This is a genomic window from Brachybacterium sp. GCM10030252 (genome assembly GCF_042666535.1).
GTDB lineage: Bacteria > Actinomycetota > Actinomycetes > Actinomycetales > Dermabacteraceae > Brachybacterium.
The window spans coordinates 260,339-282,597 of the sequence record NZ_JBHTDM010000003.1 but is presented as its reverse complement, the minus strand read 5'-3'; the positions used below and the strand labels follow the sequence as shown (position 1 = coordinate 282,597).

Below are 22,259 nucleotides of genomic sequence, written 5' to 3'. Positions count from 1 at the left end.
GAGAGCGTGCGTGCGGTGAGGGCTCCATCGACCCGAGACCCACAATAAGGCAACGCTGTTGCGTTACGTCAAGGGTGGGGCGGCACCGACCCGCCCGACGACGACTCGTGTCACACCGTGCGTGCAAAGATGGGCGGAATGAGACCGACCAGCCCCTTGGACCGCGTCGCCGGCGCGCACGACGCCGCCGTGCTCGCCCTCGCCCGACGGGGCGAGCCCGTCTCCCGGGGCGAGCTGGCCGAGGCCATGCAGGTCACTCCCCAGGCCGTCTCGAAGATCCTGTCCCGCCTGACGGACCGCGGGCTGATGAGCGAGGTCGGCACGATCACCCCGGGGCCGGGCAAGCCGACCACCCTGTACAGCATCGTCCCCTCCTCCCGACGGGCGATCGGGCTGCACCTGACGCGCTCACGGGTCCATGGCGTGGTGGTGGATCTCGCCGGCGAGATCCTGGAGCGGCGCGAGCTGGAGACGGGCCGCCTGCAGCCCGTGCCGGAGCTCATCGAGACGCTCGCCGCCGAGACCCGCGCGCTGGCCGACACCGGCCCCGGCGACCTGCTGGGCGTGGGCATCGGGATGCCCGGACCGGTGGACTGGGCCGAGGGCGTCTACCGCGGGACCTCCGAGCCCGACGCGTGGAGCGGCGCCCCGATCAGGCAGCTGCTGCTCGAGGAGCTCGGGATGCCGGTGCTGCTGGATCACGACTCCCTCGCGGCGCTCGTCGGCGAGAAGTGGTCGCAGCCGGGCCTGCTGGATCATGCCGCGCTGGTGCTGGTCGAGGACGGGCTGGGGGCGAGCCTGTGCCTGGACGGCGCCATCGTGCGCGGCGCCCATTCCCACGCCGGCGAGGCCGGGCACACCGTGGTCCGGATGGGCGGGGTGCTCTGCTCGTGCGGTCGCCGCGGGTGCGCGCAGGCGGAGTACCAGGCCGCCCTCGCCGAGGACGACGAGGACCGCGCCGCCGACGTGCTGGCCACCGTCGTGCTGAACCTGGTGCGCCTGGCCGACGTGGATCGCGTGGTCCTGGGAGGGCGCACCGTCTACGCGCACCACGCGACGTCGATGGACGCGATCCGGCGCGCACTGGCCGAGAGCCTCGAGGCTGAGCCGTGGCTGCACGTCGAGGTGATGCTCTCCACGCGCGGCACGGACCTGATCGCGGTCGGGGCGGCCTGCGAGGTGCTCGAGCACGAGTACGGGCTGCCGCAGGCCCTGGTCCTCCCCGACTGAGCCCCGGCGAACGGGGAAGCCTCTCCGAGCCGGTGCCGGCGAGTCACCGCCGCGTTCCGAGAAGTGCCACGACCCCGGTACCTCTCGGAACACGGCACGGTCGCGAGAGCGTGGAAGACATCGCGCTCGGCGACCGACGTCATTGAGCGCGGGGGCCGAACACGGCGGAGCCGACCCGGACGATGGTCGCGCCTTCGTCCACCGCGATCTCGAGGTCGCCGCTCATCCCCATCGAGAGCTGCTCGAACTCCGGGAGGTCGTGCTGCCGGCGGATGTCATCGCGCAGTTCCCGCAAACCGCGGAGCGAAGCCCGCACCGCGCGCTCATCAGTGGTGTTGGCGCCGATGGTCATGAGGCCGACGGGCCGCAGGGTCTCGCTCGCCCGGAGCCGCTGGATGATCGGGCCGAGGGCCTCGGTGGTGGGCGCGAAGCCACCCTTGGATTCCTCGCCGGAGGTGTTGACCTGGATCAGCACGTCCCGGGCGAGGCCGGCCATCGCGGCCCGGCGTTCGAGGGCGTCGGCGATCTCCACCCGGTCGACGCTGTGGATGAGCTCGGCGAAGGCGACCACGTCGCGCGCCTTGTTCGTCTGCAGGCGGCCGATGAAGTGGCGCGGCACGCCGTTGTCCGCGAGCAGCGGGTCGGCGTGCTTGGCGATCTCCTGGGCGCGGTTCTCCCCCACGGCGATCCGCCGATCGCGAGCACGCAGGAGATCGATCACGGCGGCGATCTCCTCAGGTGTGCGCGTCTTGGTGGCCAGCAACAGCGTGATCTCCCGACCGTCGCGGCCGGCCCGCGCCGCCGCACCGTCGATGCGCGAGAGCACCTCGTCGAGTCGGGCGGCGACCCGAGCTGTCGGTGCGGAGGAGGACTCGTCGTCGGAGGCGGAAGCGGGCGAGGTCATGTGCTCCATTGTGACGCGTCATCTCTGACGGAGCATTCCTCGAGGCGACCCGAGCAGTACCCCCAACGGGACTCGAACCCGTACTGTGCCGATTTTAAGTCGGCCGCCTCTGCCGATTGGGCTATGGGGGCGTGCCGCGGCGCCCTGGCGGCCCGCGTCACGGCTTCACCCTATGCTGGAGCCCATCATGACCGCTGTGATCCGGTCCCTCGCGGACTCCCTGCGCCGGTTCGGTGACGACCGCCTGGAGGCCCTGCTCGTCGCCCGACCGGACCTCGCCTCGCCCTTGCCGGGCGGCATCGGCCCGCTCGCCGCCCGCGCCGCCGGGGCCACCTCCGCGCGCCGCGCACTGGAGTCGCTCACCCTCCCCGAGCTGCATCTGGTCGAGACGCTGGCGGTGCTCGAGGACGGAGCTTCCCCGCAGGCTGTGGCCGATGCGGTCTCCTCGGATCCGGCGACCGTCTCCCCCGGGCTCGAAAGACTGACCACCCTCGCCCTGATCTGGGGCGAGGACGAGCTGCATCTGATCCGGCCGCTGCGGGACGGGCTGCGCACACCGGCCGGCCTCGCTCCGGGGCGTCCGTCGGACCCCACCGCCGACGAGGCCGCCAGCCTGGTGGCCACCGCCCGGACGACCATGCCGGAGGTCCTCGAGACCCTGGCCTGGGGTCCTGCCGAGGTGCAGGGCGAGGGACGCCTCGCCTCGGCCCTGCAGGAGGCGGGCATCGTGGTCGCCGACGAGTCCGGCTCCCGGTACATTCCCCGCTCGGTCCACCTGGCCCTGCGCGAGGGCAGGGTGCGCCGCACCTACGTCGCCCACCGGCCGGCCCCGGACGGCCCCGAGGTCACCGAACGCATCCTCGGCTCCCGGGCGGCGCAGGCCGTCGAGAGAGCATTCGAGGCCCTGCGCCTGCTGGGCACGGTGCGCAGCTTCGACGACGATCCCCCGGGGGTGCTGCGGCGCGGCGGCATCCCCCAGCGCGATCTGCGCCGGCTCGCCGACCGGGCAGGGGTGCCCGTCGTCACCTACGCCACCGTGCTGCAGTCCGCCTGGCAGGCTGGACTGATCGGGCACGACGGCCAGGAATGGCACCCCACCCGCGACTGGGACACCCACCGCGTCCAGAGCGCCGAGCAGCGCTGGGCCGAACTGGTGCTGGCATGGGCGCGTGGCCACCACCTGGCGGCCGTGGTCGGCACGCCGGACGCCTCGGGGACCGGGCGCCCGCTGCTGTCCGAGCACACGCGACGCGACGGCGTGCGCACCCGCCGCGGCAGCCTGTTGCGCACCCTGCGCACCTCCCCCACGATCGCGGCGACGAAGGACTCACTGGTCGACTCCCTGTCCTGGGCATTCCCCCTGGTCCCAGCCGACGTGATCGAGGAGGAGACGGCCGCGCTGCTGAGCGAGGGCGAGGCGCTCGGAGTCCTGGACAGCGGCGCCCTGAGCGTTCTCGGCCAGGCGCTCGTCCCCGCGCTCGACGAGGACGTCACCGAGGCCGACGCCCGGCTCGCCGGGGCCCTGCGCGACGCCGCTCCGCCGCCGGTCGACGAGGTGCTGCTGGACGCCGATCTGACCGTCGTCGTGCCCGGCCGCCCCTCCGAACGCCTGCTGCCGCTGCTGGACTGGACCGACGTCGTCTCCCGGGGCGGCGCGCTCACCCTGCGGTTCTCCGCCACGTCCGTCCGCCGCGCCCTGGCCGCGGGACGGGACGCGGAGGCACTGCGGTCGCTGCTCGAGGAGACCTCGCGATCTCCCATCCCCCAGGGGCTGGACTACCTGCTGCGCGATGAACAGCGTCGCCACGGCAGGGTCCAGGTCGCGCGGGCGAGCACCGTGCTGACCGCGGAGGCCGACGTGCTGGATCTGCTGCAGGTCGCCCCCGAGGCATCCGCCCTGACTCTGCGCCGGCTCGCACCCACCGTCGCCGTGACGCTCTCCGATCCGGGATTCGCGCTCCAGGTCGCCCGCCAGGCCGGGCTCTCCCCGCAGGCCGTCGGGCCGGACGGCCGCACTGCCGGATCGGAGCTGGCCCACTCGCTCGCCGGCGGGCCGCCCGACCCCGACCTGGTGACCGTCGACGGCCCCGAGCTCCGCCTGCCGCCCGCCGAGGCGGTGGCCCGGATCCGCGCCGCGGAGGACGGGGCGACGGATCTGACCGTCACCGACCGCCTGCTGGATGCGATCGCCCAGGGCAGCGAGATCGCGCTGGGCATCGTCGACGGGCGCGGCGGCGTCGTGGTCAAGCAGGCTCGTCCGGTCTCGCTCGAGGGAGGGCGTCTTCGCGCGAGGGAGACCGGGCGCGGAGAGGAATTCACCGTGCTCGTGCATCGAGTGACCCTGGGCTGATCCTCCCGGTGATCCCCCGGCCCGGAGGATACCGACAAGTCATTGAAAAATTGTTTACGCCCGTCCTGTCGTGGGGCGTTCTCTGCTGGCGGAGATGGCGCTGACCCTGGTTATGATTCCTCTCGGCCTCCGAGCGGAGCGAGCCCGCGACGAATGCAGTGCCGCGGGCACAGAACCCACCCCGCAGGAATGACGAAGGGACCACCTCATGACCGACCAGAACTTCACCTACGCCGCAGGCGGCGGCCAGGCTCCTGTGAGCAAGACCAAGTGGATCGTGCAGCTGGTGCTCTCCGTCGTCTGCCTCGGCAACGTCGTCACCCTGATCCTCGCCATCCTCGGCCTGGTCAACGCCGACAAAGACCTCGCGACCGCGAACAAGTACTACAAGTGGGGCTGGATCGCCTATGCGATCGGCGTCGTCCTGTGGATCCTGGGCATCATCGCCTACTTCGTCTTCATCGGCGCGATGATCGCGAATACCCCGACCACGTACTGACAGCGCTCGGGCACTTCGCCTGCGGGCCCGCCCATGGGGAGTTGTCCCCATGGGCGGGCCCGCAGGCATTCGGATACCATTCCGTCTGCCAGGAACGGAACGACGAAAACGCCTGACCTGGGGACCGCGCGCATACAGCGTCCGGCGCACGATCATCAGGAAGAAGGAGCTCTCCCATGACCGCACCCATCTCCGGCCCCGACGTCGAGCAGATCAAGAAGAACGCCCTCATCGCGACCATCGTCGGATTCGTCTGCGGCGGCGTCATCTCCGGCGTTCTCGGCCTCCTGGGCTACCTGAAGGCCGACGAGGAGCCGGAGACAGCGAGGAAGTTCACCAAGTGGGCCTGGATCGCCTTCGCGATCGCCTGGGCTCTCGCCATCCTCTTGGTCATCGCGTACTTCGTCATCATCTTCCTCGTCGTGGGTGCCTCCACGCAGATGTGATCGGGATCGTCGAGGGGAAAAGCCCCGGACCACAGCGGTCCGGGGCTTTTCTGTGCGCTCTGGATGGCACGTGCCCTGCACAGCGGCGCGCGAACGCTGCCTTTCGGAGCGGGGCGTGAGATCGAGCGGGTCGATCAGCCGTCCTGGCGCGTCTCCCGACGGTCCTCGGACCACTCGACGTGGAAGGTGCCCTCGCCGTCGTCACGCTGGTAGGTGTGCGCCCCGAAGTAGTCGCGCTGGGCCTGGACCAGCGCTGCGGGCAGGCGATCGGCGCGCACCGCGTCGTAGTAGGACAGGGTGGAGGCGAACACCGGGACCGGGTAGCCGCTGGCGGCCGCGAAGGCCACGACCCGCCGCCAGGCCGGGACGCACTTGGCGATCTCGGTGGCGAAGTAGTCGTCGGCCAGCAGCAGAGCCAGCTTCGGATCGCGCTCGTACGCCTCGGTGATGCGGTTGAGGAAGCGGGCGCGGATGATGCAGCCGCCGCGCCAGATCTTGGCCATGTCACCGAGGGTGATGTCCCAGCCGTACTCGTCGGCGCCCTTGGCGATCTCGTCGAAGCCCTGCGAGTAGGAGACGAGCTTCGCGGCGTACAGGGCCTTCTGCAGGTCGTCGATGAACTGGGCGCGATCCTCGATCTCGAGCTGCTGGGTCTCGCCGGCCAGGACACCGCGGGCGGCCTCGCGCTGGGGGACGGAGCCGGAGACGGAGCGGGCGAAGGTGGCCTCGGCGATGCCGGTGACCGGCACGCCCAGGTCCAGTGCGGTCTGGACGGTCCAGGCGCCGGTGCCCTTCTGAGCGGCCTGGTCACGGACGATGTCGACGAACGGCTTGCCGGTGGTGGCGTCGGTGTGGCGGAGCACCTCGGCGGTGATCTCGATGAGGAAGGACTCGAGGTCCCCCTTGTTCCACTCGTCGAACTGGTCGCCGATCTCGGAGGCGCCCATGCCCAGGGCCTTGGACATGAGGTCGTAGGCCTCCGAGATGACCTGCATGTCGGCGTACTCGATGCCGTTGTGCACCATCTTCACGAAATGGCCGGCGCCGTCGGCCCCGATGTAGGTGCAGCAGGGCTCGCCGTCGACGTGCGCGGAGATCTTCTCGAACATCGGGCCGAGGCGGTCGTAGGACTCCTTCGTACCGCCGGGCATGATCGAGGGGCCGTTCAGAGCGCCCTCCTCGCCTCCGGAGACGCCGGAGCCGACGAAGTGCAGGCCGCGCTCGCGCAGGGCGGCCTCGCGGCGGCGGGTGTCGGTGAACAGGGCGTTGCCGGCGTCGACGATGATGTCGCCCTCGTCCATCAGGGAGGCGAGCTCATCGATCACGGCGTCGGTGGGACCGCCGGCCTTGACCATGATGATCGCGACGCGCGGCTTCTGCAGCGAGGCGACGAAGTCCTCCATGGACTCGGAGGGGTAGAACTCGCCGTCGCCGCCGTGCTCGGCGATGACCGCTTCGGTCTTGCCCACGCTGCGGTTGTGGATGGCGACCTTGAAGCCGTTGCGGGCGAAGTTGCGGGCCAGATTCGAGCCCATCACCGCCATTCCGGTGACGCCGATGTCCGCGACATCGGCGGGGGACGGATCGAAGCTTGCCATGGGATCTCCTCATGTCGAGTGATAGTCGAGCCGGGCCGGACCGCTGGGCCGACGACGTCGGCCGAGGGCGGGTCCCGGTCCATCGTCGTCCATTCTAGGGATGCGGGGCAGGTTGCTCCGGTGCGTGCCGATCCTTGCCGCTGTCAACCCCACGGATAACCCCACGGCTCCCGGACCGTCGTGGATGGTCCGCCGCCCGCCGGTCCCCGTACGGTAGAGCCGTCCCCGAGCGCTGCGCGTCCACCGTGCGCGTCACTGCCGGCCGTCCGGCGCGGCACCAGAGCCCTGCGAAAGAGAACCCCGTGATGACCGTTCCCTCCTCGCCGCACGAGCCGGCCGATCCGCATCCCGGCTCCGATCCGTCGTCGCGCTCAGGCGCCGCGCCGCAGGGCACCCCGGGGCGGTACGGACAGCCGGCGCCTCACGGCACGCCGGCCCAGGCCGGGCATCCGGCTGCAGTGCGCGGGCCGCTGCCGGGCACCGACCTGGCCTCCGACCTCGGGGCGGCGATGAAGTTCGCCGGCAATGCGCTGCTGCGCAACCCGGTCTCCTATCTGGTCGTCGGACTCATCTACTCCGTGATCATCGGTGTCCTGATCTTCGGCGGGATCGCCGCGGGGATAACGGTGATGATCTCGCGGATGCATCAATGGCAGGTCACGGAGCCGGCCGGGACCGTCCCGATGGGCGAGATCCTGCTGTTCTACGCAGGCTTCTTCGCCGTCGCGCTGCTGGCCGTCCCGTTCGCGCTGCTGTGGCAGTCGGGCTCCGCCCGGGCCGCGGAGGTGATCCTCGAAGGCGGTCGGCCGACGATCCGGCAGGCCCTCATCGGCTCCGGTCGAGTGCTCCTGACCGCCCTGCTGGTCGGTGCGATCACCCTCGTCGGGACCCTGCTGCTCTACATCCCGGGCCTGGTCGCGGCCGTCGCGCTCGTCTTCGCCGTGCCCGCCGCAGCTCGCGGCGCCTCCCCGGTCGAGGCCGTCAAGGAGAGCTTCCAGCTGGCCGGGAGCAACCTCGCCACCACTATCGTGACCTACCTGATCCTCAGCGTGATCGCCTCCGTCGCCGGTTCCCTGATCATCCCCCTGCTCGTCGTGCTTCCCTTCTCGCTGCTGTTCGAGCTGGGCATGTACGAACGGCTCAAGGGCCGGGAGCTGCCGGACCCCGCGCGAGGGGCATGAGCTGCGCGAGCCGGTCCGGGCCGCGGCCTGAGACCGGGGCACGCCTCGTACCGCTCCCACCGCGGCCGGGCGGCGGACGAGTCCCGCCTCACCCGGCCGGCCAGCTGTCGCCGGTCGCGGCGTAGCCTGAGGGGATGAGCGATGGCCCCCTGATCGTCCAGAGCGACAAGTCACTCCTGCTCGAGGTCGCCCATCCGCAAGCGCCGGCCGCGCGGGCCTCGATCGCCGCCTTCGCCGAGCTCGAGCGGGCCCCGGAGCACGTCCACACCTACCGCATCACCGACCTCGGCCTGTGGAACGCCCGCGCCGCCGGGTACGACGCCGAATCGGTCGTCGCCGCGCTGGTGGACAACTCCCGGTACCCGGTCCCCCACTCCCTGCTGATCGACGTGGCGGACACGATGGACCGCTACGGCCGGCTGCAGCTGCAGTCCCATCCCACGCACGGCCTCGTGCTGCACGCGGTCGACCGGACCGTGCTCGAGGAGGTCTCGCGGGCGAAGCGGGTCCAGGGCATGCTCGGTGCCCGCCTGGACGAGGCCACAGTCATCGTCCACCCCTCGGAGCGCGGCGCCCTCAAGCAGGCGCTGCTCAAGCTCGGCTGGCCCGCGGAGGACCAGGCCGGCTACATCGACGGCGAGGCCCACGCCATCGCGCTGCGCGAGGACGACTGGCAGCTGCGCCCGTATCAGGCCGAGGCCGTCGACGGGTTCCGCCACGGCGGCAGCGGTGTGGTCGTCCTGCCCTGCGGTGCCGGGAAGACCCTGGTGGGCGCCGGCGCCATGGCCGCGATGCAGCGCACCACGCTGATCCTGGTGACCTCCACGGTCTCCGCCCGGCAGTGGAAGTCCGAACTGCTGCGGCGCACCACGTTGACCGAGGACGAGATCGGAGAGTACTCCGGTGCCTCGAAGGAGATCCGCCCGGTGACGATCGCGACGTACCAGGTGCTCACGATGAAGCGGAAGGGCATCCACCCCCACCTCGAGCTCATGAGCGCCCGCGACTGGGGACTGATCGTCTACGACGAGGTCCATCTGCTGCCCGCCCCCGTCTTCCGCATGACCGCCGATCTGCAGGCTCGCCGGCGGCTCGGGCTGACGGCGACGCTGGTGCGCGAGGACGGTCGTGAGGGCGAGGTGTTCTCCCTGATCGGCCCCAAGCGGTACGACGCCCCGTGGAAGGACATCGAGACCCAGGGGTACATCGCCCCGGCCGACTGCACCGAGGTGCGCGTCGCGATGCCCTCGGAGGATCGGATGGCCTACGCCATGGCCGAGGCCGAGGACCGGCCCCGCCTGGGGGCCGCCCATCCGGCGAAGATCCCGGTCGTCCAGCAGATCGCGCAGCGCCACGAGGGTGAGCCGATGCTGGTGATCGGCCAGTACATCGACCAGCTCGAGGAGCTCGCGGAGCAGCTGGGCGCCGATCTCATCACGGGGCAGACGCCGGTCAGGCGCCGCCAGGAGCTGTTCGATGCCTTCCGCGCCGGGGAGGTCACGCGCCTGGTGGTCTCCAAGGTCGCGAACTTCTCCATCGACCTGCCGGAGGCCTCCGTCGCGGTCCAGGTCAGCGGCGCCTTCGGGTCCCGCCAGGAGGAGGCTCAGCGCCTGGGACGCCTGCTGCGCCCCAAGGCCGACGGGCGCACCGCGCACTTCTACACCGTGGTCATGCGCGACACCCAGGATCAGGACTACGCCGCCCACCGCCAGCGGTTCCTGGCCGAGCAGGGCTACGCGTACACGATCGTGGACGCCGACGAGCTGGAGCGGGCGGCCGACGCCAGCTGAGCGAGGAGGCCGGAGCTCGGCGGGCTGCTCACGCAGGGCAGGCCGGAGCGCGGCAGGCTGCTCGCGCAGGGCAGGCCGACCGACCGGCCCGTCGGCGCACACGGAGGACGTATGTTCCGGAAGTTCCCAGGATCGATAGAGTGGGGTGTGCGGCGGCCTTGAGGACGAGGCCGCCGAGGGCACTTCCCCCGGCCCCGATATCGAGGAGCGACCATGAGCACAGGACCCCAGGACCCGGATCGTCCCGTCAGCCGTGCACCTGAGGCCGGCTCCGAGCCGGTGCGGCCCGCCGCGGGCGAGAACGTGCCTGCCACCGGCCCCGGCGCGTCCCAGCCGGCCGGCACCCCCTCGTCAGTGCGTCGAGCCGGCGAGCCCGTCGGCGACGACGGCACCGGCTCGCGGCCCGGGGTCACCGCTCCCCAGCAGACCGGCACCGGCAAGCGCGCCGCGGAGGAGCCGTCCCAGGAGCCCGCCGAGACGGTGCCCTCCGGTGGTGGCACGACGGCCGGGCTGTGGATCGCGCTGATCCTCGGCGCCATCGTGCTGGTGCTGCTGCTGATCTTCGTCATCCAGAACAGCGAGACCGCGGCCTTCGAGTACTTCAACGCCCAGTTCGACCTGCCGCTCGGCGTCGCGATGCTGCTCGCGGCGATCGCCGGCGCGCTGGTGATGGCACTGGTCGGATCGGTGCGCATGATCCAGATGAGCTGGACGATCCGCCGCCTGCGCAAGGCACAGGAGAAGATCCATCGTGCGACCCGCTGACGTCGCCCAGCCGACGTCCAGCCACCTCCCAACTCCGGGGAGGACCGTATCGCCATGACCACGACTGCAGACCAGGATTTCGAGGCACGACTGCTCGTCGTCGACGACGAGCCCAATATCCGCGACCTGCTCGCGACGTCGCTGCGCTTCGCCGGCTTCGAGGTGTTCACCGCCGCGACCGGCAACGAGGCGATCCGCGAGGCGACCGACAACCAGCCCGATCTCGTCGTCCTCGACGTGATGCTCCCGGACATGGACGGGTTCACCGTCACCCGCCGACTGCGCGACCGCGGAGAGCAGTACCCGATCCTCTTCCTCACCGCCAAGGACGAGACCCAGGACAAGGTGGCGGGCCTCACGGTCGGCGGCGACGACTACGTCACCAAGCCGTTCAGCCTGGAGGAGGTCGTCGCGCGCATCCGCGCGGTGCTGCGACGCACCCACGGCGGGGCCGACCCCACGGTCGACAGCTCGCTGGTCGTCGGCGACCTCCGCCTGGACGAGGACTCCCACGAGGTCTATCGCGGTGACGTCACCATCGAGCTCTCCCCCACCGAGTTCAAGCTCCTGCGCTACCTGATGCTCAACGCCGGCCGCGTGGTGTCCAAGACGCAGATCCTCGATCACGTGTGGGACTACGACTGGTCCGGCGAGGTGGGCATCGTCGAGTCCTACATCTCGTATCTGCGTCGCAAGATCGACGTGATCGGCGAGCCGATGATCCACACCAAGCGCGGGATCGGCTACGTGCTGCGAGCCGCCGAAGGTTCCTGACGGTTGGCCCTGCCGAGTCCGCGCCCCGACCGGCCCGTGTCCCTGTGGACGCGGATCGTCGCGCTCATCTCCCTGCTGCTGGTCCTCGGCACCGTGCTCACCGGCAGCCTCTCGCTGTTCCTGCTCAACCGCACCCTGATCCAGTCGGTCGACAACAACCTCCACAACGGCATGGGCGAGATGCTCGAGCTGGCCGAGCACGAGCTGGCCGGCAACGACGTCTCCGTCCAGAACAGCCCCTACACCCCGGTCCAGTACGCCGTGGAGGTCCGCGACGAGAACGGGACCCAGGTCAAGAAGGTCGTGATCGACTACGAGGACCGTGACGTCGACATCCCGTTCCCGGACCTGACCGATGAGCAGATCGTCCAGCGCGGCGGCCGGCCGTTCACGGTGGTCGACTCCGCCGAGAACCGGTGGCGCGCGGTGGCGATGCTCAATACCGGCCCGGACAAGGGCAGCGTGTACGTCGCCCTGCCGCTGGACGGCGTGGACCGCACCATGCACGAGATGGCGCTGATCATCGTGCTGGTGGGCACGCTGGTGGTGCTGGTCGGCATGGGGCTCGGCGGCTACATGACCCATCGTTCGCTGGAACCGCTCCAGGACGTGGAATCCACCGCTTCTCAGATCGCCGGCGGCGATCTCTCCCGGCGCGTCCCGGTCACGAGCACCAGCCTGGAGGTGCACGCGCTGGCGGTCTCGCTGAACGAGATGCTGGTGCGGATCGAGCAGTCCTTCGCCGCACAGAAGGCCTCCGAGGAGCACGCCACCCGTTCCGAGGCCAAGATGCGCCGGTTCGTCGGGGACGCCTCCCATGAGCTGCGCACCCCGCTGGCTGCGATCCGCGGATTCGGCGAGCTGTACCGGATGGGTGCCCTGCGCAGCGACGAGGATGTCGCCTCGGCGATGCGCCGCATCGAGGACGAGGCCCGGCGGATGGGGTCGCTGGTGGAGAACCTGCTGCGGCTGGCCCGCCTCGACGAGAACCCGGACCTGCCGATGGAGCCCGTCGACCTGACCGACGCCCTGTTCGACGCCGCCCAGGATCTGCGCGCCCTGGACCCCTCACGGCAGGTCATGGTGACCTCGCTGTCCGGCACGCCGGTCTCCGTCCAGCCGCACCTGTGCATCGGGGTCCTCGGCGACGAGGCCTCACTGCGCCAGGTCATCCTCAACCTCGTGGCCAACGCGAACCGGCACACGCCCAAGGGCACCCCGGTCGAGATCGCGGTGGGCTACACCGAGCGCGGGACGGTGATGATCGAGGTGCGCGACCACGGGCACGGGATCGACGCCGACCACCGCGAGCGGGTCTTCGAGCGCTTCTACCGCACGGATCCCTCACGCGTCCGCTCGGCCACGGAGGGCGGCGGTGCGGGCCTGGGCCTGTCGATCGCCGCGACCATCGTCCAGCAGCACGGCGGCACCATCGGCGTGCACGAGACCCCGGGCGGCGGCTCCACCTTCTGGGTCGAGCTGCCGGCCGCCGAGATCGACGCGGAGCACCGCTCCCAGCCCGATCAGGTCCGGGCCCTGACCGAGCCCGAGGACGGCGAGAGCAGCGCCGGCGGGGCCGACGGGGAGAGCGACGAGTCGACCGGTCGGCGACCGGACGACGAACGATAGAGGCGGACGCCGCGCCGGACGAAGACGTCCGGCCCTGGGTCACGCTCCGTCGGCCAGGACCTGCCCGACGAACCCCGCGTCCCCCCGCCGGCGCGCGAGCACGTCGAGCTGCTCGAGCATCTCGTGCGCGGCGGCGTGTCCCGTCGCGTCGTGCGCCTCGATGCGCGGCGGGGCCGACGGGGCATCGCGCGTCAGACGGTAGGCTCCGGCGCCTGCGTCCTCGACCGGCGGCAACGGGTCGACATGACCGATCGGCCCCACGATGAGATCCCGCGGGACCGGCTCCAGCCCCAGCGCGGCGGCGTGCTCGGCGCTGCGTCGAGCACGGGCGGCGGGCCGGTCCACGAGGGGGATGCGCAGCCCGGAGGCCAGCAGGATCCGCGTCAGCTGCCGGTTGTCGACGAAGCTGATGCCCGCCCGTTCCAGGCGCGGCCGGGCGGCTTCGGGCCAGTCGTAGTGGTCGAGGTCGAAGGAGCGCGGGGGCAGCTCGGCCCGCGCGGCGACCGCGTGCAGCTCCTCGAGGGACGTGTCGGAGATCAGGTGGCCCCACAGTGTGCCGTGGCGGGGCCACCTGGGGGTATCGGCGAAGACGGTCATGCGCGAGCTCCTTGATGCGTGGTCGAGCCCGCCAGACGGCGCAGCACCCACTCCAGCGGGCCCCGTCGGCCCCGGCGCCGCAGAGCGACGGCGAGCACGATCATCCCCAGCCAGCCCGCCACCACGATCACCGCGGCGCCCGCGGTCCCGAGCCGGGCCCCCAGGTCCAGCGTGTACGGCGGGAACAGGGCGATGAACACCACTGACTGGGCGACGTAGGCGCTCAGGGACACGGCCCCCAGCGCTTCGATCCCGCGCACCGCGAGATGGCCCAGCTGCCGCGCCTGCCCCATGCCGATCCCCTCGGAGCGGGTGACGCGGTCGGCGACCAGTGCCGCTGCGGCCGCCGCACCGGCCGCCCCGACCACGCCCGTGTACTGGTGGAGGACGCCGAGGATCCCGAGCGGGAGCTCCGCCTCGAGCAGTCGGTGCGCCGGATCGACGACCAGCACGGTCACCAGCGGCACGGCACCGATCAGTCCGATCCCGAGGCCCCACCGGGCGATCGGGACCAGCAGGTCCCGGTTCGGCGTCACCAGCTCGAGCAGGCGGATCCGCGCTGCGATGGCCCCGATGGCCATCGGGGAGAGCAGTCCGATGTCCGACAGCACAGCGGTGATCATGTCGTAGACCGCCGCGTCAGCGCGCAGGCGCAGGCCGGTGAGATAGTCGGGCGCCGAGGCGGCGGCGTACCCGTCGGCCGAGGAGAGGCCGATGGTGCCGTCCGTCCATCCCCACACCCCGAGCGCCGGCAGCGCGAGGACGGCCGCGATCGGCAGGGCGATGCGGTGCCGGGTCACCAGCAGCACGCAGAACATGCCGACCATCGCGTAGGCGACGAGGATGTCGCCGCTGAACAGCAGCAGAGCGTGGGCCATGCCGATCGCCAGCAGCACCACGTGGCGGCGCAGCATGCGCATCAGGAAGCGCCGGGACGGTTCACCGTGCTCGCGGGAGCGGCGGTACAGGACCCCGATGCCGTAGCCGAACAGCATCGCGAACAGGGGGAAGCCGCGGTTGTCGGCGAGCAGCCCGATCAGCACGTCGGCGATCCGGTCGATCACGGTGGCATCGACCTGTTTCAGCAGCACCGTCCACTGCGAGCCGTGCAGCCAGCCGATGGTGTTGGCCAGGCCGATCCCGAGCAGGGCGAGGCCGCGGGCGAGGTCGGGCCCGCCGGCGCGGCGGGTCAGAGGGACCGAGCCGCTGCCCGCGATCAGCGTCATCAGGGTCGCTCGAGGGGCGTGCCCTGATGGTGGCGCAGCAGCCAGCGGTCCTGCTGTCGGACCCACAGCGAGCTGCGCGCGACCGCGCCCTCCGGCGACGAGGTCGTGTACTGCAGCAGCACCACGCCGGGGGCGATCTCGTCGGCGACGAATGCGTCGGCCTCCACCCTGTCCAGAGGCTCGAGCTGGGCGAGGAACGCGTCGCGGTCATAGTGCCGCCCGCTCGCGCCGATCTCGGTGAACGAGGGGTGCAGCAACTCGGCGGCCTCGTCTGTCGCGGCACGCAGGGTGTCGCTGAGCAGGGCCTGCTCGCGCGCGGTGACCTGCTCGAAGTCGGTGGCGCCGGGCGCGTCGGCGGCGAATCCGGTGGGCTCGGGCCCGGCAGACGCGGGTGCACCGGTCGGCCCGGGGGCGCGGGTTCCGGCGTTCGCGGGAGCGGCAGGAGCCGGCTCTGCGCCGTGCTCGTCGAACAGGCTGAAGAGGTCGTCGGCCGCGGCGGCCTCGGCGGTCAGTGTGGGCGCCGTCGGGGCGGCGGCCGCCGGGGAGACGGCCTCCCCGCGGTAACCGGGGCCGATGACCGGGTCCTGGCGCTTGGAGAAGGCGGTCGCGGCGGCGTTGGCACGCTGGTCCGCGGCCTCGTTCAGGGCGTGACCGGCGTGGCCCTTGACCCATTCGAACTCCACGCTGCGACCTGCCAGGGCGCGGTCGATGTCCTGGAGCAGCTCGACGTTCAGCACGGGCTTGCCGTCCTTCTTGCGCCAGCCCTTGCGCTTCCAGCCCGGCATCCACTTGGTCACCGAGTTGATGACGTACTGGCTGTCGCACAGGATCAGCAGGTGCTGGTCGGCATCCACCGCGGTCGACTCCAGCAGGTCCAGGACAGCCTTGAGCTCACCCATGTTGTTGGTGCCGTGGGGCCAGCCCCCGGCGCGCCAGGTGTTCTCGTCGATGTACCAGGCCCACCCGGCGGGGCCTGGATTCCCGAGGGCGGAGCCGTCGGCAGCAGCGGTGATCGTCATGGTCGCCATGGTTCCACAGCGCAGGGACGGGTCCGGGCGCCTGCGGCGGTGACGTGCGCCGTGCCTCGCCGGTCCGCTCAGACCAGCCGGGCGACGGTCATCCCGGAGGTGACCGGCGGGGCATCCATGGCCGTCATCGCCTCGGGCAGATCCTCCATCGCCAGCACCCGGCCGACGGTCCCCTCGAGGTCGAGCCGTCCCGCCGCGATGTCGGCCAGCAGGTCGCGGTACTCGCTGACCGCGAGTCCGTGGCTGCCGAGGATCGCCAGCTCCTGGCCGATGACCCGGCCCATCGGCAAGGACGGATCAGCATCCTCCCCGAGCAGGAGCCCGACCTGGACATGACGGCCACGCGGCCGCAGCGAGCTGATCGCGGACCGCGCCGTGCCGGCGGAGCCGAGCGCATCCAGCGAGACGTGGGCCCCTCCGCCGGTGACGTCCCGGACGCGCTCGGCGACGTCGTCCCCGGCAGGGATCGCGGTGGCACCGAGCTCGGCGGCGCGGGCGAGGGCGCCCTCGGAGACGTCGATGGCGACCACGTCGGCCCCGGCGGCGCGGGCGACCATCACGCACGCCAGGCCCAGGCCGCCGCAGCCGTACACGGCGACCGTCTCCCCGGGTGCCACGGCGGCCTGGACGCGGACGGCGTGGTAGGCGGTCCCCACCCGGCATCCCAGCCCCGCGGCGAGCACCATGTCGATCTCCGCGGGCAGGGCCACCAGGTTGTGGTCGGCCTCGATCACCACCACCTGCTCGGCCCAGGAGCCGGGCAGGTCGAATCCGGGCTGACGCTGGTGCGGGCACACCTGCGGCGCCCCGGCGAGGCACTGCTCGCACCGTCCGCACGAGAGGATGAACGGTGCCGTCACCCGGTCCCCGGGAGCGAATCCGGTCACCTCGACACCGACCCGCTCGATGACTCCGGCGAACTCGTGGCCCGGGATGTGCGGGAGGCCGACGGACTCGTCGTGCCCCTGCCAGGCGTGCCAGTCGCTGCGGCACACGCCGGTCGCGTGCACGGTGACGACAGCCCCGTGCGGCGGGCACTCGGGATCGGGCACCTCGAGAAGTCGTGGCCGCTGCTGGAAGGCGTCGTAGCGCACTGCTCTCATGGGGACATTCTCCCGCGCTCGCCGGGCCCGCCCTCGCCGTCCGCAGGTTCGGATCGTTTCCGCTGCCATGAGACTTAGATCACCTCTAGGCTGGTCGCATGCCTCCAGTGCCCTCGGGACGACGGTTCCGCGCATGAAGCGCCTCGGCCGATTCCTCGTGCGCGCGGTGGCCTCGCTGGTCGTCCTGGCCCTGCTGGTCCTTGCGGTGCGGGCCGTCAACGGCTGGAGGTTCGACGACGGGGACGCTCCGGATCCGACGGACCTCGCCACCTATGACCTCGAGCAGGACGGGCTCGACATCGAGCACGTCACCGGCGACTACCTGGCCGGATTCCATCTGCTCCCGACCGACGGTCCCGCGGCTGCGGGCGTCGTGGTGACCTTCGGCGGCTCGGACGGCGGCCCGGCGTACGCGCAGGCGGTGCGGATAGCCCAGCAGGGCTATGAGGTGTACTCGCTGTTCTTCTTCGGCCAGGAGAACCAGCAGCCCGCACTGGATCGCGTGCCGCTCGAGTTCTTCGAGGAGGCCACGGATCGCATCGAGCAGACTGCTCGCTCCCCCGGGCCGCTGACCGTGATCGGCACCTCGAAGGGGGCCGAGCTCGCCCTGCTGCTCGCCGAGCACTACGAACAGATCGACAACGTGGTCCTGTTCGCTCCCACCATGCACGTGAATCAGAGCCTCGTGGTCGGGCGCGAGTCCCATTCCTCGTGGACGCTGGCCGGCGAGGAGGTCCCCTTCCTCTCGTTCCGCTCCGCGAGCGCCGGTGACCTGGTCCACCAGCTGTCCGCCGCCGCGTTCAACTACCCGGTGACCTATCGCTCCACCGACGAGAGCATCATCGAGAACTCCCCCGCGGAGGACGAGGACGCCGCGCGCCTCGACCCTTCAGCCGTCGACGGGGGTCTGCTGGTGTTCGCCGGCGGGGACGACCGCATGTGGCCTGCGGACACCGCCGCGTACGAGATCGGTGAGCTGGTGCCCGAGGCGGAGGTGCACGTCTACCCCGACGCCGGTCACGTGTTCTCCGCCGGCGAGGTCGTGGGCGGGCTGCGCAACGGCGGCACCGCGGAGGCGAACGAGCAGGCAGAGCAGGACAGCGAGGAACGGCTGGCCAAGCGCCTGACCGAGTGGCACCGCTGAGCAGCACGGCTCAGCGCAGCGGCTTCTCGTAGGTGGTCTCGACGTGGCGGCGGGTGAATCCGAGCGCCTCGTACAGACGGGTCGCGCCCGTCAGGCTCTCCGTGTCGACCTCGAGCTCGGCGGTGGTGCAGCCGGCGCGGGATGCGGCGTCGAGGCTGCGGGCGATGACGGCGCGCGCGATGCCCCGGCCACGGGCCTCCGGTCGGGTGCCGACCAGGGCGATGTGCAGGACTCCGGCGCGGTCCTCCGTGGCGAGGGCATAGCCGAGCACGGTCCCCTCGGCATCGACCGCGATGGTGGACAGCGCCGGCCGGGCGGTGTGCGACGTACACAGCGCCCGCCACCGCTCCGGGGTGACCGGGGCCGAGCCCCAGTGATCGGCGAAGGCCGCCACGTGGGCGAGGCGGGTGAGCTCGAGATGGTCCTCCGCCGGCGCGAGCAGATCCAGGCCGGGGAGCTGACGGGACTCGATGTCGGCGGCGGGCAGGCCGCGCCCCATCGAGAACCAGCTGCGCGCACGGTGGTACCCGCGGCGGTCCAGCACGGGCCGGACATCGGCGCCACCCGCGACCGCGGCGCCGGCACCGTCACCGTCACCGTCACCGTCACCGTCACCGTCACCGTCCGACGGTTCGGGGTCGCGGCCTCCGGAGACGCGGACGATCGCGTCGGCTCCCGAATGCCGGTCGGCGGCCACCTGGGCCGCACGCTCCTCGCCGCGCTCGAGCAGTGCCGTGCCGAGCCCACGGCGCCGGTATTCGGGGTCGACACCACCGCTGAGCTCGCATCGGGCCCGGCCGTCGCGATCGAGACCGGAGGCGACATCGACCAGTCCGAAGGCGACCAGTCGCTCCCCGTCGCGCACGGCGAAGCTGTCCGCGCCGAGGTCGTGCCCGGGCATGGAGAGCCAGTCGCGGATGGTCGGCTCCTCCGCCGGCTCCTGACGCTGCTCGGCCGCGTCGATCCGGTTCAGCAATGCGGTCAGGGCGGGGGCGTCCTCGAGGGTGAGCGGCGTCCAGGACAGAGCGGCGAGAGTATCGAGGGAGGTCACCGGCGCAGTCTACGAGTGCTGGGCGCGCGAGCGGTCCCGCAGGGCGTCATCGCGCCGGCAGCCGGTACACCGAGACGTGCGAACGGGAGCCACCGGTGAACTCGGAGCGGTCCCAGCCGGCCCACCGGGACTCGAGGGAGAAGCCCGCCAGCTGCGCCATCAGATCCAGCTCGCTGGGCCAGATGTAGCGCTGCGGGGTGCGGTCGATACTGGCCTCGCGGGAGCCGTCGACCGCAGGATCGAAGCGGACGTGGTGGGAGACGAGCTGCTGGGTCAGGGGGTCGATGGTGTCGACCAGCAGGTACCCGGCCTCGTAGACCTCGAGGGTGCCGTCCTTGCCCGGCGCCAGTGAGCGCAGATCCGGCACGCCGAGCTCGATCACGAAGCAGCCGCCGGGCGCGAGGTGCCGGGCGGCGTTGCGGAAGCACTGGACCTGCTGCTCCTGGGTGAGCAGATTCGAGATCGTGTTGAACACGAGATAGGCGAGAGAGAAGCCCTCCCCCGCGCTCGCTGTCGTCATGTCGCCGGCTACGACGGGGATCGTCTGCTCGTCGGCCTTCTCGCGCAGCCGCGCGATCATCGCCTCCGAGAGCTCGAGCCCGACGACCTCGACGCCCGACTCGCGCAGCGGGATCGCGACCCGTCCGGTGCCGACGGCGAACTCGACGGCGCGCCCGCCCGCGGCGAGGTCTCTCAGCATCTCGACCGTCGGCCCGAGCACGTCCGGGGCGAACATGCCCTCGCCGGGGGTGTCGTACCCGGCGGCGGCATGCTCGTCCCACAGACGTGATTGATCGACCATGGACTCATCGTGCGCCGGTGCGAGGCCTCCTGTCGCGGGCATTTCCCCTCAGCGGCCCTCGCGCCGGCACGCGCTCATCACTGCCGGGAGCCCGGGGCCCACCACCTCCGGCCGGGCTTCTCGCGGCGGGATCGCGCCCCGTCCGGAGCCGCGGCCGACGTGTCCGGCTCGTCCTGCGTCGGCCCGTTCTCCGTGGCCTCGTACGCTGCGACCTCCTCCTGGATGGCGCGGAGCCGGGCCAGGTCGAGCTTGCGACCGCGGGCGAAGTCGACGATGCCGTTCTTCTCCTGGAACACGTCGGTCATCTGCGTGTAGCAGTAGGCGAACATCAGCGGATCCTCGAGCAGCACGCGGGTCAGTCCCTCGAAGCGCTCGTAGAGCTCCTCCTCGCTGCGGATGCGCTCGCCGTAGCCCCAGGACTGGGCCGCATTGTTCCCGGCCTTCTCGGCCTCGGCCGCCTCTCGGGCCTCCTGCTCGTTCCACCAGATGCCGCCGTACTCGGAGACGAAGTAGGGCTGGCCGGCGTACGGCAGCGAGAAGGCCCCGTCGGCGAAGGGCATCTCGTCGGGGCCGAGATCGTGCCGGTTGACGTGAGGCCTGCCGTCGGCCAGGCCGGCCTGTTCGACGCGGAACCGTTCCGGGTCCTGCTCGTAGGAGTGGGAGTCGTAGATGTCGGCGCCGCGCACGCGGTGGGAATAGCCGGAGGCGTCCAGCACCGGCCGCGTGGGGTCGGCGAGCTTGGTCGCGTCGTACATCGCCTGGGTGACGTCGTCGAGCTGGGTGAAGCGGTCGTGCAGGACCTGGTGGGTCTCGTTCAGCGGGCACCAGCCGATGATCGAGGGATGGTTCAGGTCGCGCTGGACGGCCTCGATCCACTGCCCGACGAAATTGGCGGGCGGCTGCTGATTGTCGCCGAGCGGGCCGTAGCCGGAGACACCCCAGTCGCCGAACTCGCCCCAGGTGAGGTAGCCGTGCAGATCGGTCCAGAACAGCATCCGCTGCTCGAAGACCTTCTGGTGCAGGCGCGCTCCGTTGAAGCCGGCCTCGAGGGAGAGGCGGATGTCCGTGGTCAGCGCCTCGTCCGCCGGCGCCGTCATGAAGGATTCCTCCCAGTACCCCTGGTCCAGGATCAGGCGCTGGAAGACCTTCGTGCCGTTGATGCGGAACTCATGGTCGCGCAGCGAGGTCGAGCGAAGGCCCGCGTAGGAGCGGACCTCGTCCAGTGCGCCGCCGTCCGCATCCAGCAGTCGCACGGTGAGGGCGTAGAGCTCCGGAGCGCCGGGGCCCCAGATCCGCACAGCGTCCTCGGGGATCGTCAGCTCCAGGTGCGGGGCGAGATCGAGGTCGGCGCGCACCTCCGCCCGGGCGACCTCCTCGCCGCCGGGCACCGAGGCGACGACCTCGAGGCGCGTGCCGGGCGTGGTGCGCGACAGCGGCACGTCGATCGCGAAGCAGCGACCTGCGAGCGAGGGCAGGATCCGCAGCGAGCGGATCTCGTCGGCCGGGACGCCCTCGAGCCACACCGTCTGCCAGATGCCGGTGGTGCGGTGGTAATTGGCGTGGGTGGGACGGAACTTGCTGTCCTGCTTGCCGCGCGCCTGGGGGCCCGTGTGCGGGTCGCGGGCGCGCACCACGATCTCGACCTCCGCGCCGGGTTCGGCACCCGGGACGCCGGAGAGGTCGGCGGCGAAGGGGGTGAAGCCGCCGCGGTGGCGGGCCACCTCGACGCCGTTCGCCCACACGGTGGCGTCGTGGTCGACGGCCTCGAAGCGCACGATCGGGCGCAGACCCTGCCAATCGGCGGGAATGGTGACGGTACGGCGGTACCAGACGGCCTCGAGGAAATCTCGGTTGCCGACGCCGGAGGCCTCGGTCTCCGGCGCGAAGGGCACGGTGATCGTGCCCGCGAGCTCCCGCTCGACGAGGCCGCGCTCGCGCCCGGTGTCGCCCTGGTCGATCTCGAACTGCCAGGTGCCGTTGAGGTTCAGCCAGGCGGGGCGTTGCAGCTGAGGCCGGGGGTGCTCGGGCTTCGGGACGTCGGTGGCGGCGGACAGCGGTGCATCGAGCTGCGCGGCGAGTTGATCAGCGCGGGAGAACAGGGAGCTGAGGTGCTCCGGCAGGTCGGGGTTCTGGGCGTTCACG

Annotated in this window: 19 protein-coding genes and 1 tRNA gene; 10 read left to right on the top strand and 10 right to left on the bottom strand. The window is 71.5% G+C overall.

The window, feature by feature from the left end; all coding sequences use genetic code 11:
* Positions 1-138 precede the first annotated feature (138 nt).
* The gene (locus ACFQRJ_RS01295) at positions 139-1,230 is read left to right on the top strand and encodes an ROK family protein (protein ID WP_377016207.1); all 1,092 of its coding nucleotides are present in this window, start codon (positions 139-141) and stop codon (positions 1,228-1,230) included.
* Positions 1,231-1,369: 139 nt separating this feature from the next.
* Here ACFQRJ_RS01295 and ACFQRJ_RS01290 read toward each other — a convergent pair whose 3' ends face one another.
* Positions 1,370-2,134, bottom strand: coding sequence for a YggS family pyridoxal phosphate-dependent enzyme (locus ACFQRJ_RS01290; RefSeq protein WP_377016205.1), 765 nt, complete (start codon positions 2,132-2,134; stop codon positions 1,370-1,372).
* A 57-nt stretch (positions 2,135-2,191) separates the two neighbouring features.
* Positions 2,192-2,265, bottom strand: a tRNA-Leu gene (locus ACFQRJ_RS01285).
* Between the two features lie 56 nt (positions 2,266-2,321).
* On the opposite strand from ACFQRJ_RS01285, the gene ACFQRJ_RS01280 reads away from it, so the two are divergent.
* The 3 genes from ACFQRJ_RS01280 to ACFQRJ_RS01270 all read left to right on the top strand — a co-directional run bounded on the left by ACFQRJ_RS01280 (position 2,322) and on the right by ACFQRJ_RS01270 (position 5,429).
* The gene (locus ACFQRJ_RS01280) at positions 2,322-4,484 is read left to right on the top strand and encodes a helicase-associated domain-containing protein (protein ID WP_377016203.1); all 2,163 of its coding nucleotides are present in this window, start codon (positions 2,322-2,324) and stop codon (positions 4,482-4,484) included.
* Positions 4,485-4,692: 208 nt separating this feature from the next.
* Positions 4,693-4,983: a hypothetical protein gene (locus tag ACFQRJ_RS01275; protein ID WP_377016201.1), complete on the top strand. Its 291-nt coding sequence runs from the start codon at positions 4,693-4,695 to the stop codon at positions 4,981-4,983.
* Between the two features lie 176 nt (positions 4,984-5,159).
* Positions 5,160-5,429 carry a hypothetical protein gene (locus ACFQRJ_RS01270; RefSeq protein WP_377016199.1) on the top strand — a complete coding sequence of 90 codons (270 nt, stop codon included), beginning with the start codon at positions 5,160-5,162 and terminating at the stop codon, positions 5,427-5,429.
* A 134-nt stretch (positions 5,430-5,563) separates the two neighbouring features.
* On the opposite strand, the gene gndA is transcribed toward ACFQRJ_RS01270, so the two are convergent.
* Complete coding sequence (gndA, locus tag ACFQRJ_RS01265; RefSeq protein WP_377016197.1) at positions 5,564-7,027, bottom strand: NADP-dependent phosphogluconate dehydrogenase; 1,464 nt, start codon at positions 7,025-7,027, stop codon at positions 5,564-5,566.
* A gap of 305 nt (positions 7,028-7,332) precedes the next feature.
* On the opposite strand from gndA, the gene ACFQRJ_RS01260 reads away from it, so the two are divergent.
* The 5 genes from ACFQRJ_RS01260 (at position 7,333) to ACFQRJ_RS01240 (ending at position 13,166) form a co-directional block, all read left to right on the top strand.
* Positions 7,333-8,208 (top strand): hypothetical protein, encoded by an 876-nt coding sequence (locus tag ACFQRJ_RS01260; protein ID WP_377016195.1) that lies wholly within the window; start codon positions 7,333-7,335, stop codon positions 8,206-8,208.
* Between the two features lie 134 nt (positions 8,209-8,342).
* Positions 8,343-9,998, top strand: coding sequence for a DNA repair helicase XPB (locus tag ACFQRJ_RS01255; protein WP_377016193.1), 1,656 nt, complete (start codon positions 8,343-8,345; stop codon positions 9,996-9,998).
* A 213-nt stretch (positions 9,999-10,211) separates the two neighbouring features.
* Entirely contained in the window at positions 10,212-10,763 is a 552-nt protein-coding gene (locus tag ACFQRJ_RS01250; RefSeq protein WP_377016191.1) for a lipopolysaccharide assembly LapA domain-containing protein, read from the top strand.
* A gap of 54 nt (positions 10,764-10,817) precedes the next feature.
* Complete coding sequence (locus ACFQRJ_RS01245; RefSeq protein ID WP_377016189.1) at positions 10,818-11,537, top strand: response regulator transcription factor; 720 nt, start codon at positions 10,818-10,820, stop codon at positions 11,535-11,537.
* A 3-nt stretch (positions 11,538-11,540) separates the two neighbouring features.
* The gene (locus ACFQRJ_RS01240) at positions 11,541-13,166 is read left to right on the top strand and encodes an ATP-binding protein (RefSeq protein ID WP_377016187.1); all 1,626 of its coding nucleotides are present in this window, start codon (positions 11,541-11,543) and stop codon (positions 13,164-13,166) included.
* Between the two features lie 39 nt (positions 13,167-13,205).
* Here the strand turns inward: ACFQRJ_RS01240 and ACFQRJ_RS01235 are convergent, their stop codons facing one another.
* The 4 genes from ACFQRJ_RS01235 to ACFQRJ_RS01220 form a co-directional block, all read right to left on the bottom strand.
* Complete coding sequence (locus tag ACFQRJ_RS01235; RefSeq protein WP_377016185.1) at positions 13,206-13,763, bottom strand: DUF4031 domain-containing protein; 558 nt, start codon at positions 13,761-13,763, stop codon at positions 13,206-13,208.
* Entirely contained in the window at positions 13,760-14,989 is a 1,230-nt protein-coding gene (locus ACFQRJ_RS01230; RefSeq protein WP_377016183.1) for a DUF418 domain-containing protein, read from the bottom strand. Before ACFQRJ_RS01230 ends, ACFQRJ_RS01235 begins: the two co-directional genes overlap by 4 nt.
* On the bottom strand, positions 14,989-16,008 hold the full coding sequence (locus ACFQRJ_RS01225; protein ID WP_377016181.1) for an RNase H family protein: 1,020 nt from the start codon (positions 16,006-16,008) through the stop codon (positions 14,989-14,991). Before ACFQRJ_RS01225 ends, ACFQRJ_RS01230 begins: the two co-directional genes overlap by 1 nt.
* Before the next feature lie 77 nt (positions 16,009-16,085).
* Positions 16,086-17,120, bottom strand: coding sequence for a zinc-dependent alcohol dehydrogenase family protein (locus ACFQRJ_RS01220; RefSeq protein WP_377016179.1), 1,035 nt, complete (start codon positions 17,118-17,120; stop codon positions 16,086-16,088).
* Between the two features lie 133 nt (positions 17,121-17,253).
* On the opposite strand from ACFQRJ_RS01220, the gene ACFQRJ_RS01215 reads away from it, so the two are divergent.
* Positions 17,254-18,264, top strand: a complete 1,011-nt coding sequence (locus tag ACFQRJ_RS01215) for an alpha/beta fold hydrolase (protein ID WP_377016177.1) — start codon at positions 17,254-17,256, stop codon at positions 18,262-18,264.
* A 10-nt stretch (positions 18,265-18,274) separates the two neighbouring features.
* On the opposite strand, the gene ACFQRJ_RS01210 is transcribed toward ACFQRJ_RS01215, so the two are convergent.
* The 3 genes from ACFQRJ_RS01210 to ACFQRJ_RS01200 all read right to left on the bottom strand — a co-directional run bounded on the left by ACFQRJ_RS01210 (position 18,275) and on the right by ACFQRJ_RS01200 (position 22,258).
* The gene (locus ACFQRJ_RS01210) at positions 18,275-19,315 is read right to left on the bottom strand and encodes a GNAT family N-acetyltransferase (protein WP_377016175.1); all 1,041 of its coding nucleotides are present in this window, start codon (positions 19,313-19,315) and stop codon (positions 18,275-18,277) included.
* 46 nt (positions 19,316-19,361) lie between these two features.
* Positions 19,362-20,117 carry a class I SAM-dependent methyltransferase gene (locus tag ACFQRJ_RS01205; protein WP_377016173.1) on the bottom strand — a complete coding sequence of 252 codons (756 nt, stop codon included), beginning with the start codon at positions 20,115-20,117 and terminating at the stop codon, positions 19,362-19,364.
* 77 nt (positions 20,118-20,194) lie between these two features.
* Complete coding sequence (locus tag ACFQRJ_RS01200) at positions 20,195-22,258, bottom strand: glycoside hydrolase family 2 protein (protein ID WP_377016171.1); 2,064 nt, start codon at positions 22,256-22,258, stop codon at positions 20,195-20,197.
* Position 22,259: the final 1 nt, after the last annotated feature.